This window comes from Sphingobium aromaticiconvertens, from assembly GCF_037154075.1.
Classification (GTDB): domain Bacteria; phylum Pseudomonadota; class Alphaproteobacteria; order Sphingomonadales; family Sphingomonadaceae; genus Sphingobium; species Sphingobium aromaticiconvertens.
Genome location: NZ_JBANRJ010000001.1, coordinates 1,905,004 through 1,918,383 on the forward strand (window position 1 = coordinate 1,905,004; position 13,380 = coordinate 1,918,383).

The 13,380-nt window shown below is 63.3% G+C and carries 12 protein-coding genes; 6 read left to right on the forward strand and 6 right to left on the reverse strand.

The window, feature by feature from the left end; genetic code table 11:
• Positions 1 to 7: 7 nt before the first annotated feature.
• Both WFR25_RS09030 and WFR25_RS09035 read right to left on the reverse strand, forming a co-directional pair.
• Positions 8 to 1,516, reverse strand: coding sequence for a sensor histidine kinase (locus tag WFR25_RS09030; RefSeq protein WP_336974797.1), 1,509 nt, complete (start codon positions 1,514 to 1,516; stop codon positions 8 to 10).
• A 104-nt stretch (positions 1,517 to 1,620) separates the two neighbouring features.
• On the reverse strand, positions 1,621 to 1,794 hold the full coding sequence (locus WFR25_RS09035) for a NepR family anti-sigma factor (protein WP_336970304.1): 174 nt from the start codon (positions 1,792 to 1,794) through the stop codon (positions 1,621 to 1,623).
• A 380-nt stretch (positions 1,795 to 2,174) separates the two neighbouring features.
• Between WFR25_RS09035 and WFR25_RS09040 the strand changes: the two genes are divergently transcribed.
• From WFR25_RS09040 to WFR25_RS09055, 4 genes are all read left to right on the forward strand, one after another.
• The gene (locus tag WFR25_RS09040; protein ID WP_336970306.1) at positions 2,175 to 2,969 is read left to right on the forward strand and encodes a response regulator; all 795 of its coding nucleotides are present in this window, start codon (positions 2,175 to 2,177) and stop codon (positions 2,967 to 2,969) included.
• A gap of 99 nt (positions 2,970 to 3,068) precedes the next feature.
• Positions 3,069 to 3,200: a hypothetical protein gene (locus tag WFR25_RS09045; RefSeq protein WP_336970307.1), complete on the forward strand. Its 132-nt coding sequence runs from the start codon at positions 3,069 to 3,071 to the stop codon at positions 3,198 to 3,200.
• A 64-nt stretch (positions 3,201 to 3,264) separates the two neighbouring features.
• Positions 3,265 to 3,963: a sigma-70 family RNA polymerase sigma factor gene (locus WFR25_RS09050; RefSeq protein WP_419723153.1), complete on the forward strand. Its 699-nt coding sequence runs from the start codon at positions 3,265 to 3,267 to the stop codon at positions 3,961 to 3,963.
• Between the two features lie 125 nt (positions 3,964 to 4,088).
• Positions 4,089 to 4,388 (forward strand): hypothetical protein, encoded by a 300-nt coding sequence (locus tag WFR25_RS09055; RefSeq protein WP_336970309.1) that lies wholly within the window; start codon positions 4,089 to 4,091, stop codon positions 4,386 to 4,388.
• Positions 4,389 to 4,468: 80 nt separating this feature from the next.
• On the opposite strand, the gene mfd is transcribed toward WFR25_RS09055, so the two are convergent.
• Positions 4,469 to 7,957, reverse strand: a complete 3,489-nt coding sequence (mfd, locus tag WFR25_RS09060) for a transcription-repair coupling factor (protein ID WP_336970311.1) — start codon at positions 7,955 to 7,957, stop codon at positions 4,469 to 4,471.
• A gap of 59 nt (positions 7,958 to 8,016) precedes the next feature.
• Complete coding sequence (locus WFR25_RS09065) at positions 8,017 to 8,283, reverse strand: FAD assembly factor SdhE (RefSeq protein WP_336970313.1); 267 nt, start codon at positions 8,281 to 8,283, stop codon at positions 8,017 to 8,019.
• 144 nt (positions 8,284 to 8,427) lie between these two features.
• Here WFR25_RS09065 and recG point away from each other — a divergent pair, with 144 nt between their 5' ends.
• Positions 8,428 to 10,491, forward strand: coding sequence for an ATP-dependent DNA helicase RecG (recG, locus tag WFR25_RS09070; protein ID WP_336970315.1), 2,064 nt, complete (start codon positions 8,428 to 8,430; stop codon positions 10,489 to 10,491).
• 100 nt (positions 10,492 to 10,591) lie between these two features.
• Positions 10,592 to 11,689 (forward strand): mechanosensitive ion channel family protein, encoded by a 1,098-nt coding sequence (locus WFR25_RS09075; protein ID WP_336970317.1) that lies wholly within the window; start codon positions 10,592 to 10,594, stop codon positions 11,687 to 11,689.
• On the opposite strand, the gene WFR25_RS09080 is transcribed toward WFR25_RS09075, so the two are convergent.
• On the reverse strand, positions 11,661 to 12,014 hold the full coding sequence (locus tag WFR25_RS09080) for a PilZ domain-containing protein (RefSeq protein ID WP_336970319.1): 354 nt from the start codon (positions 12,012 to 12,014) through the stop codon (positions 11,661 to 11,663). The genes WFR25_RS09075 and WFR25_RS09080 overlap by 29 nt on opposite strands.
• 88 nt (positions 12,015 to 12,102) lie before the next feature.
• Positions 12,103 to 13,335 (reverse strand): tyrosine--tRNA ligase, encoded by a 1,233-nt coding sequence (gene tyrS / locus WFR25_RS09085; protein ID WP_336970320.1) that lies wholly within the window; start codon positions 13,333 to 13,335, stop codon positions 12,103 to 12,105.
• Positions 13,336 to 13,380 lie beyond the last annotated feature (45 nt).

A 13,380-nucleotide genomic window follows, 5' to 3' on the forward strand; every position in this document is an offset into this window, starting at 1 on the left:
TTGTGGATTAGTCCGAGGTGGCGATGGTGATACGGTATTCGCCCGTCTCGCCATCATGCTCCAGCGGCGCACGCAACTGGCGCGAAAGGCCGGTCAGCACGCGGCTGTAGCGGTCGTGCAACTGGACTTCCAGATCTTCCGACGCACGCAGCCCTGAGGAAGCGACGGTCAGGCAGGCGCGGCCCGGAGTCTCGCTCGCGCGCGCACTGATCCGCATCGACGAAGTCGGGTCCGACAGCATCGCCAGCTCCACCAGTTCGGTCAGCAGGAAGGCGACGGGCACGGCCACGTCCTGGCTGATGTGCAGCGGATCGCAGTCGATCTGGATGCCGAAGCGGCGGGCATTGGCCGGGGCGCCGCTGCGCAGGCTGGCCGACAATTCACTGATGAGCGGATGGATGCCGACCCCGCGATTTTCCTCCAATTCAGCGAAATGATTGCGATGGACGACTGAGAGTGCATCCACGCGCCGCTGGATCGAGCCATAGGCTTCCACCGCCTCATCGACGACGGCGGCGCGGGCGTGCAGGTTGATAAGGCTGGCGATGATTTGCAGGTTGTTTTTGACCCGGTGATGGACTTCCCGTGTGAGCTTGCGCTGGCGTTCCAGCCCCTCGGCCATTTCCGCCTCATGCGTGGCGACGTCCTCGCTGATCGCGCGGAAGGTTTCGCCAAGATCCGCGATTTCCTGCGCGGGCGTGCGGATGCGGGCCAGCGGCTGCATGACCTCGCCCGGCTGATAGGCCGCGACTGCGCGGCGCAGCAGCACCAGAGGGCGGATCAGCAGGCGGTTAACGACCACCCAGACGAAGGTTGCCGCCGCGACCGCCATCAACAGCGGCAGGAACAGCGACAGCATCCGCATGATCGTGGCTGGCGGCTCATGCACCGTCATGGCCAGCATCACGGTACCCGGTTCGATTCGCGCAGACACTGTGCGACTGTTGCGTTTTGCACTGGACTTTGGGACGCCGCTGACCACCAGCATCCGGTCGCCCTGCCGCAGGACCAGTTCCCTTTCCTGAAGGGCGGTTGATGGATCGGCGAGCAGTTCCAGATGCGGGCGACCATAATAGCTGATGGCCACGACTGTGTGATCGTCGCTGAAGGTGCGTGTCACCAGAGAGGCGGCCTGTGGCAGCAATTCCGGCCCGCTAACGGCGAAACGCTGTTCGGGCGGGAGCTCGCCGGAAGACGGTTCGCTGGACGCGCACAGCCGTCGTCCCGTGCGATCGTAAAGGTCGAAATGGGCGGCGCTGTCCGCACGGGCGCTGAGGAAGGTACTGACGCGGGTGCAGGAGCGCGGATCGGCAACGTCGTTGGCAAAACTGTTGGCGGTGATGCGAAGCGCTGTCTGGTCGGCGGCGAGTTCCGCGCCCAGCTTGCGCGCACTTTGCAGCACGGTGACGCGTAGCAGCGATTCGCGCTCAAGGTCTGAGGTGCGGATCGCCTGAAGCGAGGCCAGCAGAGCAATGAGGCCCAGCGGCAGCAGTGCCAGCGTCAGGATGAAGAACATCTTGACGCCGGTTGAGCGCAGCAAAGGAAGCAAGCCACCACGCGCCGCGCCAAATGGCTGCTCGATGGTTGCCTGCGTCATGGCGGCAGAAAAGACACGAAACGTCAGCCCAGCTTGCTGAGAAGATCGAGCATTTCGGAAGGAATAGCTTCATCCACAGTCCGCTGATAGACTGTGCGGAGGACTTGGCCAACATGGCTATCCTCTGTCGATGGCTTCTTGCCAGCAGCGGCGGGGCGTTTGCGGGCGCCAGCGCTCTTTACATCCGGTTTCGTCACGGCCTCATCTGTTCCGGCTTCCGCCTTTATGTCTGGTCGTATGTCGGAAGATACCAAAACCAGCCCCTCTGATATATTGGCCATCGGCGCTACGATGCACCCATTGCCGTTTCGCGCCATGACGTCAATTCGGTTCCTGTCCGATCATTACGCAGTCCAATCCTAGATTCCCGGCTTCGTGAAAAAACCGAACGGCTGGGAAACAAATCGCCTTCTGGTTGGTTCCCTGTTCCTAAGCATTTTTCTCCGTCAGGCTGTCAGCCTGTCAATGAGAAGGCTGAGGGGGGTGGGGGCTTGCCAGTGGGGCGCCGTCGATCCATCGTCAGCAGGAATGTTTTGCGGATCACTACGCCTTTTGCGGGCAGGGAGAATATCACCATATGTCGCTTGGACAGCAACTACATCCCCATCTTCCCTTCCTCCGTCGCTACGCCCGCGCGTTGACTGGCAGCCAGAGCCATGGTGACGCCTATGTTCGCGCGACGCTGGAAGCGATCGTCGCCGCGCCGGAGGAGTTCCCGGCCGATGTCGATCCTCGTCTGGGTCTTTACCGTATCTTTCACGCCATCTGGTCGTCGTCGCATCTGGACGACGAACCCGTGCTGACGGGCGGAGAATCTGCTGAGACGATCGCCAATGCGCGATTGGCGCGCCTGACCCCATTGCCGCGGCAGGCATTGTTGCTGACCGCGCTGGAAGGGTTCACGAGCGAAGATGTCAGCTATCTGATCGCCCAGCCCGTCGACGATGTAGAGGCGCTGGTGCAGGAAGCGCTGGAGGAGATCGAGGCGCAGACCCGCGCCAAGGTGCTGATCATCGAGGATGAGCCGATCATCGCGATGGATATCGAAACGATCGTGCGCGACCTGGGCCATGACGTGACGGCTATCGCCGTCACTCGCGAGGATGCGGTGCGCGAGGCGATGGCCGATCGGCCAGGGTTGGTTCTGGCCGACATTCAGTTGGCTGACGATTCGAGCGGTATCGACGCGGTGAAGGACATCCTGGCCGAGTTTGCCGTACCCGTCATTTTCATCACCGCCTTCCCGGAACGGTTGTTGACCGGTGAGCGGCCCGAACCGACCTTCCTCATCACCAAGCCGTTCCAGCGTGCAACAGTGAAGGCCGCGATCGCGCAGGCGCTGTTCTTTGATCAGGCGACGGCGCCCGTTTAATCCCAGTTCTGACCGCAGCCAGTTTGGCTTGGCGCCATTTGATACGGAACCTGCGTCGAGGCCTCGCGTTATTGAGGCGTAACGATCGGGAGATATGCCATGGCGCAGGACGAACAGCATATTGCGACGGACGATGCTCGCGGAGGATCGACCCCGCACATAGTGCGCTATGTGCTGGCCATATCGCTGGTGCTCGCTATCATCGCCATGCTGCTGGTCATCTGGCGCTGAATGCGGGCGCAACACTCTGAAAAGGGACAGGAACAGCCCCTGGTGCATGATATGATGGTTTTGGATGTGGCCGCTGGTCGCAAGGCGGGGTCGGTGCGTTATGCTCGGTCTGGCGAAAGCAGGGGGATTGTCCTTGACTGATAGTGCATTGACTGACCCCGTAGTGAAGGAAGAGCCGCGTGAGGCGCTTTCCGACAGTGATTTCAAGCGGGAGCTGGCAGCTGTCATTCCCCATTTGCGCGCTTTTGGCCGATCGCTTTCGGGTAGCCGCGACCTTGCCGACGATCTGGTGCAGGAAACGCTGCTGAAGGCATGGGCGGCGCGCAACCGTTTTCAGGCTGGCACCAACATGCGTGCCTGGACCTTCATCATCCTGCGGAACCATTATCTCTCACAAATGCGCCGGTCGCGCTTTCGTGGCGAATGGGATGATGTGACGGCGGATCGACTGCTCGCGGCCCCCGCCAGCCAGGACAAGCATGTCGAACTGAGCGATATGCAGCGCGCCTTGCTGCAACTGCCCCAGCCGCAGCGCGAGGCGTTGATTCTGGTGGGTGCGGGCGGTTTTGCCTATGAAGAGGCCGCCGAGATTTGTGGCGTTGCGGTTGGCACGATCAAGAGCCGTGTGGCTCGCGGGCGTGCAGCGCTGGAGCAGATCCTTGAAAGCGGCTCGCTGCCCTCCCGGCGTGGTCATGACGTCCCCGAAAATGGCGTATTGAGCGAGATCATGGACGACGTCGATCGCCTCAGTCGCGGTCGTTAGCATAGGCGGTATTTCGGTGCGGCGCCTGCATGGATTGCATATAATCCATGCAGGCGCAGGCTGTTTTCATTGGAACGTTGCAGCGGGCTTCCGGGTTCTATCTAAGGGACTGAAAGGAGCGTGTCATGCCCACCTCAGGCAACAGTCTGCCACCATTGCCGCCATCCCGCCATTCATCGCCACCGGTGGATGACCGGCCGCTCAATTGCCAGCGCCGCCGCGGCGGCATGGTCTTCGTGATCATTGCGCTGGCGTTGCTGCTGGCGATCGGTTTCTTCTTCCTGACCAATCAACGTCGCGAAGACGCGCAGAGCCGCGCCATTACCGACGCCGCCGAAACCGTGGACAATGCAGCCCGCTCAGTCGGCGACGCCGCCCAGCGTGCAATGGACAAACTGCGCGATCGGGAGCCCAAGAAGGATTAGGGCATGAAGTCACCGTTGGGGATGCGCTGATATATCCCCGATCAAGTCCGGGATGACGCAGCGAGGGGCACGCCATCCGATCAGCCCGCGACCTTGGCCAGTCCCTTCGACAATTGCAGCGCGCCGTTCAGGCGGGCGACGGGATCGGGCCAGGTGCGGTTGATGACCATCTTGTTGTCGGGGCGCAGGCGTGCGGTTCCGTCGAGGCGCTGGATATAGGCGATGAGGCCTGCGGGATTGGGGAAGCTGTCCTCCTGAAAGCTGACCAGCGCGCCCTTTTGCCCGACATCGATCTTGGCGACGTTGGCCTTCATGCAGTTTTGCTTGATCTCGATGAGCTTCAGCAGGTTCTGAGTCGCGGCGGGAAGTTTGCCGAAACGGTCGATCAGTTCGGCGGCGAAGGATTCAAGGCCCTGACGATCCTCGACTTCATTGAGGCGGCGATAGAGACCCATGCGCAGGTCGAGGTCGGGCACATAATCGTCGGGGATCATGATGGCGGCGTCGACCGTGATCTGGGGCGAGAAGCTGTCGCGCGGCTTTTCAAGGCCCGCGCCGCCCGCCTTGGCGTCCATGATCGCATCCTCCAGCATCGACTGGTAGAGTTCGAAGCCGACTTCCTTGATATGGCCCGATTGTTCGTCGCCGACGAGGTTGCCTGCGCCGCGAATGTCGAGGTCGTGGCTGGCGAGCTGGAAGCCCGCGCCCAGTGTGTCGAGATCGGAGAGCACCTTCAACCGCTTGTCCGCCGTTTCGGTGATGACCCGGTTGGCGGGGGTGGTCATATAGGCATAGGCGCGGGTCTTCGATCGACCCACGCGCCCGCGTAGCTGATACAGTTGGGCAAGGCCGAACTGGTCGGCGCGGTGGATGATGAGCGTGTTGGCGCTGGGGATGTCCAGCCCGGATTCGACGATGGTGGTCGACAGCAGCACATCGTAGCGCTTGTCGTAGAAGGCGGACATGCGCTCTTCCACCTCGGTCGCGCTCATCTGGCCGTGGGCGACGACGGAGCGGATCTCTGGCACTTCGTTGAGAAGAAATTCCTCGATCTCCGGCAGGTCGGCGATGCGGGGGACGACGAAGAAGCTCTGCCCGCCGCGATAATGTTCACGCAGCAGCGCTTCGCGCAGGACCACCGGGTCCCAGGGCATGATATAGGTGCGAACCGCGAGGCGATCGACCGGCGGGGTCTGGATGACGGACAGTTCGCGCAGGCCCGACATGGCCATTTGCAGCGTGCGCGGGATGGGCGTGGCCGTCAGCGTCAGGACGTGGACGTCAGCCTTGAGCTGCTTCAGCCGTTCCTTGTGCGTGACGCCGAACCGCTGTTCCTCGTCAACGATGACGAGGCCGAGGCGCTTGAACTCCAGCCCCTTGGTCAGCAGGGCGTGGGTGCCCACGACGATGTCGATCGTGCCGTCTGCAAGACCCGCCTTCACCGCCTTTGCCTCCTTGTCGGGGACGAGACGGGAGAGGCGACCGATATTGACCGGGAAGCCGCGGAATCGCTCCTCAAAATTCATGTGGTGCTGGCGGGCGAGGAGCGTGGTGGGGCAGATGAGGACGACCTGCATTCCCGCCATCGCCGCGACAAAGGCGGCGCGCAACGCGACCTCCGTCTTGCCAAAGCCCACATCGCCGCAGACGAGGCGATCCATCGGCTTGCCGGAGCCGAGATCGTCGACCACATCGAAGATCGCGCGCTCCTGATCTTCCGTCTCCTGATAGGGGAAGCGGTCGACGAAGGCCGGGAAGCCGGCGGTGTCGGGTTCGGCGACGGTGGCGGTCCGCAGGGCGCGTTCGGCCGCGGTTTTCAGCAGCTCGCCCGCGATTGCGTGGATGCGCTCCTTCATCCGCGCCTTGCGCCGCTGCCACGCTTCGCCGCCTAATTTGTCGAGGCCGACGCCATCGCTGCCAGAGCCGTAGCGGGAAAGAACTTCGAGATTTTCTACCGGCACATAGAGCTTGTCGCCGCCCGCATATTCGAGCGCGACGCAGTCATGCGCGGCTTTGCTGACCGGGATTTGCGTCAGCCCTTCATAGCGGCCAATGCCATGGTCGGCGTGGACGACGAGGTCGCCGGGGGAGAGGGTGGCGAGTTCGGCGAGGAAGGCGTCGGCATTCTTGCGGCGTTTGGCGCGGCGGACGAGGCGGTCGCCGAGCATGTCCTGCTCGGTAAGGACCGCGACGTCGGGCGCGGCAAAGCCATGGTCGAGCGGGAGGACGGCCAGCGCCACAGCGCCGGCCGCGGCTGTGCCCAGCGCGTCCTGCCAATGGTCGGCGGTGGTGAGGCGCTTGACGCCATGATCGGCGAGCAGGCCGGACAGGCGTTCGCGTGAGCCGACCGAATAGCTGGCGATGACGACGCGCTTCCTGGCGCGGTGCAGGCTGGCGATATGCTTGCCGACCGATTCATAGATATTTACGTTCTGCGCGCGTTCCGGGGCGAAGTCGCGCGGACCATCGACGCCGAAGTCGAGGACGCGGTCGCTTTCCGGTTCATGGAAAGGCGTGGTGGCGTGCATGGGGAGGGCATCGACCTGGCGCTCCCATTCCTCCGCCGTCAGATAGAGCGCCTTCGGGTCGAGCGGGCGGTAGGCGCCGGGGTCGGAGGATTTCGCCTGCACCCGGTTGGCGTGATAGTCGCGGATCGCCTCGAACCGGCTGTCGGCCGCGCCAACGACGCCGGAGTCGCGGATGGCGACCATGTCGTCGCCCAGATGATCGGCGAGCGGGACCAGCTTTTCCTCGAACAGCGGCAGCCAATGTTCCATGCCGGCAAGGCGACGCCCGTCGCTGACCGCCTGATAGAGCGGGTCGCCGGTCGCCGTCGCGCCAAAGGTTTCGCGATAGCGGCTGCGGAAACGCTTGATCGTGTCTTCGTTCAGCAGCGCTTCGGAGGCGGGGAGGAGAGTGAAGCCATCGACCGTCCCTTCATCGCCCGGCAGCGTGCGCTGGTCGGCGGGATCGAAGCGGCGGACCGTCTCAATCTCATCGCCGAAAAAGTCGAGGCGGAGCGGCTGTTCCTCGCCGCCGGGGAAAAGATCGACGATGCCGCCGCGAATCGCGAACTCGCCCCGGTCGTGGACCGTGTCGGTGCGGACATAGCCGTTGGATTGCAGCATCTCGGCCAGAAGCGTGATCGCGATTCGCTCCTTTGGCGCGAGGCGGGCGACCAGTTGACGAACGCGGAACGGCGTCAGGGTACGCTGGGTCAGCGCGTTGAGGGTGGTGAGGACGAGTTGCGGACCTGCGGGCTTTGCCTGGAGCGCGTGAAGCCCCGCGAGACGCTGCGACGCGGCGCGCAGGGAGGGGCTGGCGCGGTCATAGGGCAGGCAGTCCCAGGCGGGGATCTCGATGATCTCTACCTCTGGCGCGAAATAGGCGGTGGTTTCCGCGATCGCGCGCATGAGCTGTTCGTCGGGGGCGATGAAGATCGCGCGGCCCCCGCCGGTGCTCCCGGCGACGCGAGCGATGTCCGCCAACAGCCACGGCTGGAAGCCAGCGGGTACGCCCGAGAGGGTGAGAGGCGCCTTGGCCTTCAGGATTTTTTGCAGGTCGGTCATCTGATACTCTGTCCCCCTCTCGCTGGCGGGAGGGGCTAGGGGAGGGCATGCAGGAAGGATCAGTTACCGATTTCGACGAAATCGAGCTTCTTGAAGGCATCCATCATCGGTCCCTTGAATTGCTCCGGCACGTCGGCTGTGCCCAGGCCCCAGGCCATGATGTCGACATCCTGCTCCTCAAGAAACAATTCGAACCATTCGATCTGTTCGTCGTTCCAGCTATCGCCATAGCGGTCGAAGAAACCGCCCACCATCAGATCGGCTTCCTTCGTCCCGCGATGGCAGGATCGGAATTTCAGGCGACGGATGCGGGGATTTTCGTTCATATTTTGTTCCTTATCGGCGTAGGCCGATTTTGCCGATGAGGTGTTTGAGTGACCGTCCCGACTGAATGCTTTTGTTTGTCGCGTTTTCCGAGTCATCGACCGTTCCGGACGACTTGAAAATGCTTTAGAGCCACGCAGATAGCCATGCGACCCGATATACTCAATCCGCTCTTTGCCGAAATATCCGTGCTGAAAGGCGTGGGGCCTGCGCTCGCGCGTCCGCTGGAGCGGCTGGACCTCAAGCGTGCGGTAGATGTCGCCTTCCATCTGCCGGTGAGCTGGATCGACCGGATATTGACCGACGAGCTGGACATGGCCGACGCGGGGCGGGTCATCGGCATCACGCTGACGGCAGTGGATTATAAGGCGGGCGGAGGCGCGCGCGCGCCGTTCCGGGTCCACGCGGCGGATGCGAAGGGCAATATCGTCAGCCTTATCTATTTCGGCAAAAACAGCGCCTGGCCGCGCAAATTGCTGCCGATGGGCGAGCCGCGATTCGTGTCGGGGAAGCTGGAAACCTATGGGCAGGAATTGCAGATGGTCCACCCCGACCATGTGCTGCCGTCTGAAGAGGCGGCCGACATTCCGGCGCGCGAACCGGTCTATGGATTGTCGGAGGGGCTGACCAACAACCGGCTGCGTCAGTTGGTGCGCCAAGCGGTGGAGCGTGCGCCTGACCTGCCCGAATGGATCGAGCCAAGCCTGTTGGCGAAGAAGGGCTGGCCGGGCTGGCGCGAGGCATTGGCGCGCATCCATGCCGATCCGCAGGACGCCATCGCGCGCGAGCGGCTGGCCTATGACGAGATTTTCGCAGGGCAATTGGCGCTGATGCTGGTGCGGCAAGCGGGGCGCAGGCGGCGCGGTGTGCCGATTGCGGGCGATGGGCGGCTGCGGGCGATGTTGCAACTGCCCTTCGCGCCGACGGACGCACAACTTCGGTCGATGCGGGAGATTGAGGGCGACATGGCGCAGGCGACGCCGATGCTGCGGTTGTTGCAGGGCGATGTCGGGTCGGGGAAGACTTTGGTGGCGCTGATGGCGTTGCTGAATGCCGTGGAGGCGGGCGCGCAGGGCGCGTTGCTGGCACCAACCGAGATATTGGCGCGGCAACATTATGAGACGCTGCGGAAGATGGCGGCGGGCCTGCCGGTCACTATCGCGATTCTGACGGGGCGAGAGAAGGGCAAGGTGCGCGAATCGACGCTGATGGGGCTGGCCGATGGCAGCATCGACATTCTCGTCGGCACCCATGCGATCTTTCAGGAGGCAGTGCGCTATCGCAATCTGGCGCTGGCGGTGATCGACGAGCAGCATCGGTTCGGCGTAGCGCAGCGGATGATGCTGGCGGCCAAGGCGCAAAGCACGCCGCATCTGCTGGTGATGACCGCGACGCCGATCCCGCGCACGCTGACGCTGACCTATTATGGCGAGATGGAGGTGTCGCGGCTGGACGAGATGCCGCCGGGGCGCCAGCCGATCAACACCGTCGTCATGGCCGCCAGTCGGTTGGACGAGGTGGTGGAGGCGCTGGCCCGCCATGTCGGCGACGGGGGGCAGGCCTATTGGGTGTGCCCGCTGGTCGAGGAAAGCGAGAAGAGCGATCAGGCAGCGGCGGAAGCGCGCGCGGAATCGCTGCAAATGCGCTTCGGGAATAAGGTCGGGCTGGTTCATGGCCGGATGAAAGGGCCAGAGAAGGACGCTGCGATGGAGGCCTTTGCCACTGACCGCACCAAGATACTGGTCGCGACCACGGTGATCGAGGTGGGCGTGGACGTGCCCAACGCCAGCCTGATCATCATCGAGGGCGCGGATCGCTTTGGTCTGGCCCAGTTGCACCAGTTGCGCGGCCGGGTAGGGCGTGGGGACAAGCCATCGGTCTGCCTGCTGCTGCGCGGCAATGCTTTGAGCGAGACGTCGCGCGCCCGGCTGGCGCTGATGCGGGAGACGAATGACGGGTTTCGGATTGCCGAAGAGGATCTGAAACTACGCGGGGCAGGCGAACTGCTGGGCACGCGCCAGTCGGGCGAGGCGCAGTTGCGGCTGGCGACCCCGGAGCATATCGCGGCGTTGATCGATATGGCGCGCGACGATGCCCGCCTGCTGGTCGATCGCGATGGCGGTCTGTCGCAGGCGCGGGGCGAGGCGGCCCGGACCTGCCTCTATCTGTTCGAGCGGGATGCGGCGGTCGGCCTGCTGCGGAGCGGCTAAACCCAACGACTTTGCGGAGCGGCTGATCGCCCGATCGGCACGGTTGCCCGGAAAATGCTGCGTGTGCGAAACAAAGTGCTGCTACCCTCGTTAGCGGGACATGGACCATCCCGATATCAGCCTTTCCGGCATTTCCCTGACCGCCGCCCTGTCGGTGGGAATCTCCGTCGCCATCGCCTTTGTCCTCCACTGGATCGCCTTTGCGGTGCTGACGCGCATCGTCAAACGGTCGGGCATTGATCTGGTGCTCTTGCCTGCCATCTATCAACCGACGCGATGGCTGGTCGTGTTGCTGGCGCTGAGCGCCGGGGTACAGCCATTGACGCTGGGGCCGCGCATGGAGGGGATGTGGTCGATCGGGTCGCGGATGATCTTCGCGCTGCTGCTGGGCTGGCTGATATTCCGCGTGATGCGCGGGGCCAAAGCGATCTTCGAGAAGCGGGCGGACCTGAGCGTCGAGGATAATCTGAAGGCCCGGCGTCAGCATACGCGGGTGCGGATACTCTATCGGATTGCCCAGTGTATCGTCGGTTTCATGGTCATCGCGCTGATGCTGATCGCGATTCCGGGCGTGCGGACCGTGGGCGTCACGCTAATGGCGTCTGCGGGCATTGTCGGTCTGGCGGTGGGCGCGGCGGCGCAGCCTGCGCTCAAAAATTTGATCGCAGGCATCCAGATGGCCTTTTCAGAACCGATCCGGCTGGATGACGTGGTAATTGTGGAGGGGGAATGGGGACGGATCGAGGATATCACCCTGACCTTCGTCGTGGTCCGCATCTGGGACGACCGGCGGATGGTGGTGCCGGTCAGCTATTTCCTGGAAAAGCCCTTCCAGAACTGGACCACGAAGACCAGCGACCTGCTGGGCACGATCTTCCTCTATGTCGATCCGACCGCTGATGTCGGGCGCATTCGCGCGAAATTCGTGGAGGTGGTGCAGGCCAACCAGCGCTGGGACAAGCGGGTGGCGATCGTGCAGGTGACGGATCACCGGGCGGATGCGATGGAATTGCGCGGGTTGCTCAGCGCCCGCAACGCCGGGGTCGCGTTCGACCTGCGCTGCGAAGTGCGCGAGGCGATGGTCGATTTTCTGCGGACGGAAATGCCTGATGCGCTGGTGCGCGGGCGTCAGTTGATCGAGCGGCGCGACGGGTTCACGCCGATCTCGCTTACCACTCCGTCTGGCGAGGGGGGATGAGGGCGAGCATCGCGTCATAGTTTTTCGCCGGGATGGGATTAAGAAACTCCATCCCCGCACGGCCATTTTCGGTCCAGCGAACCTCGGCGGGCGTGTCCTTCAGCAGTGGGAGCCAGATCGTCAGCTTCTCACCGATCAGCAGGTCCGCCTCTGTCCGGCACATCAGACCCAGTGGCGAGACGTTGATGACGCGGACGCTATGAGTGCGGCCACGCGCCGTCGCGTGGCTGACGAGGTCGACCAGATCGCGTCGCGCCCGCCGCTCTTCCGCAGCGGGGTCACGCGAGCGCATCACATGGTCTAGATTGGCGAAGAGCGATCCCATGCATTAAGACTTGGGGGACGAAGATTGACGCTTTCTTGGCCAACAGGGTTAACCGCTCCCTAAGCCGCGTGAAACGGGATGAATGGTTTCAGTTGACCACCAAAGCATGTTTCTTTGCGCCGAAACTCAGCTTGTCACCGGGCTGGAGCGGAGTGGCAGGATCGCTGATGACCGCGCCATTCACGCGAATCGCGCCTTCGGAAAGCTTGCGCCGGGCTTCCTTGTTCGACGTGGCGAAACCCAGGGTGACATTGGCCTGGACGACGTTCATCCCCTCCGCACCCACACTGACGGTCGGCAGGTTGGCGTCCGATGCGCCTTCCTCGAACGTCAGCCTCGCGGTTTGCGCGGCGGTGGTGGCGGCCTCCTGCCCATGCGCCATGGCGGTCGCGGCGTCGGCGAGGATCTTCTTCGCCTCGTTGATTTCCGCACCTTCCAACGCCTCCAGCCGGGCGATTTCGTTCAGTGGCAGGTCAGTGAACAGCCGCATGAAGCGGCCGACATCGGCATCCTGCGTGTTGCGCCAGAACTGCCAATAATCATAGGGCGGCAGCGCGTCTGCGTTCAGCCAGACCGCGCCGTTCATGGTCTTGCCCATCTTGCCGCCATCCGCCGTGGTGATGAGCGGGGTGGTGAGGCCATAGACCTGGGTGCTGTCGACTCGGCGCGACAATTCGATGCCGTTGACGATATTGCCCCATTGATCCGACCCGCCCATTTGCAGGCGGCAGGCCGAGCGGCGCGACAGTTCCAGAAAGTCGTAGGCCTGGAGGATCATGTAGTTGAACTCAAGGAAGCTCAATGACTGCTCGCGGTCCAGCCGGGTCTTGACGCTGTCGAAGCTCAGCATCCGGTTCACGGAGAAATGCTGGCCGATGTCGCGCAGGAAGGGGATATATTCCAGGCGGTCCAGCCAATCGGCATTATCGACCATCACCGCGTCGGACGGGCCCCCTATCTCTCCCTTGGGCGCGAAGGTCAGGAACTTTTCGAACACGCGCTTGATGCTGGCGACGTTGGACGCGATGGTATCGCCCGTCATCAGCTTGCGCGCTTCGTCCTTGAAGCTGGGATCGCCGATCTTGCCGGTGCCGCCGCCCATCAGGACGATGGGCTTGTGCCCCGCCTGCTGCATCCGGCGCAGCATCATGATCTGCACCAGGCTGCCGACATGGAGCGACGGTGCGGTTGGATCGAAACCGATATAGCCGGGCACGACCTCTTTTTGCGCAAGGGCATCGAGGCCCTGTGCATCGGTGACTTGATGGATGTAGCCGCGCGTGTCGAGCAGGCGCAGGAGATCGGACTGATACTGGCTCATGGCGCGGGCCTGTAGCATTGCGGGTGGGGCGTGCCAACAGGATCG

Bases quoted from the DNA above. Each gene is read 5' to 3' on its own strand.
- WFR25_RS09055 (WP_336970309.1), top strand. From the start codon at position 4,089: ATGCCCACCTCAGGCAACAGTCTGCCACCATTGCCGCCATCCCGCCAT.
- WFR25_RS09080 (WP_336970319.1), bottom strand. From the start codon at position 12,014: ATGGGATCGCTCTTCGCCAATCTAGACCATGTGATGCGCTCGCGTGAC.
- tyrS (WP_336970320.1), bottom strand. From the start codon at position 13,335: ATGAGCCAGTATCAGTCCGATCTCCTGCGCCTGCTCGACACGCGCGGC.
- mfd (WP_336970311.1), bottom strand. From the start codon at position 7,957: ATGACCGACCTGCAAAAAATCCTGAAGGCCAAGGCGCCTCTCACCCTC.
- WFR25_RS09040 (WP_336970306.1), top strand. From the start codon at position 2,175: ATGTCGCTTGGACAGCAACTACATCCCCATCTTCCCTTCCTCCGTCGC.
- recG (WP_336970315.1), top strand. From the start codon at position 8,428: ATGCGACCCGATATACTCAATCCGCTCTTTGCCGAAATATCCGTGCTG.
- WFR25_RS09045 (WP_336970307.1), top strand. From the start codon at position 3,069: ATGGCGCAGGACGAACAGCATATTGCGACGGACGATGCTCGCGGAGGA.
- WFR25_RS09030 (WP_336974797.1), bottom strand. From the start codon at position 1,516: ATGTTCTTCATCCTGACGCTGGCACTGCTGCCGCTGGGCCTCATTGCT.
- WFR25_RS09075 (WP_336970317.1), top strand. From the start codon at position 10,592: ATGGACCATCCCGATATCAGCCTTTCCGGCATTTCCCTGACCGCCGCC.
- WFR25_RS09050 (WP_419723153.1), top strand. From the start codon at position 3,265: ATGTGGCCGCTGGTCGCAAGGCGGGGTCGGTGCGTTATGCTCGGTCTG.
- WFR25_RS09065 (WP_336970313.1), bottom strand. From the start codon at position 8,283: ATGAACGAAAATCCCCGCATCCGTCGCCTGAAATTCCGATCCTGCCAT.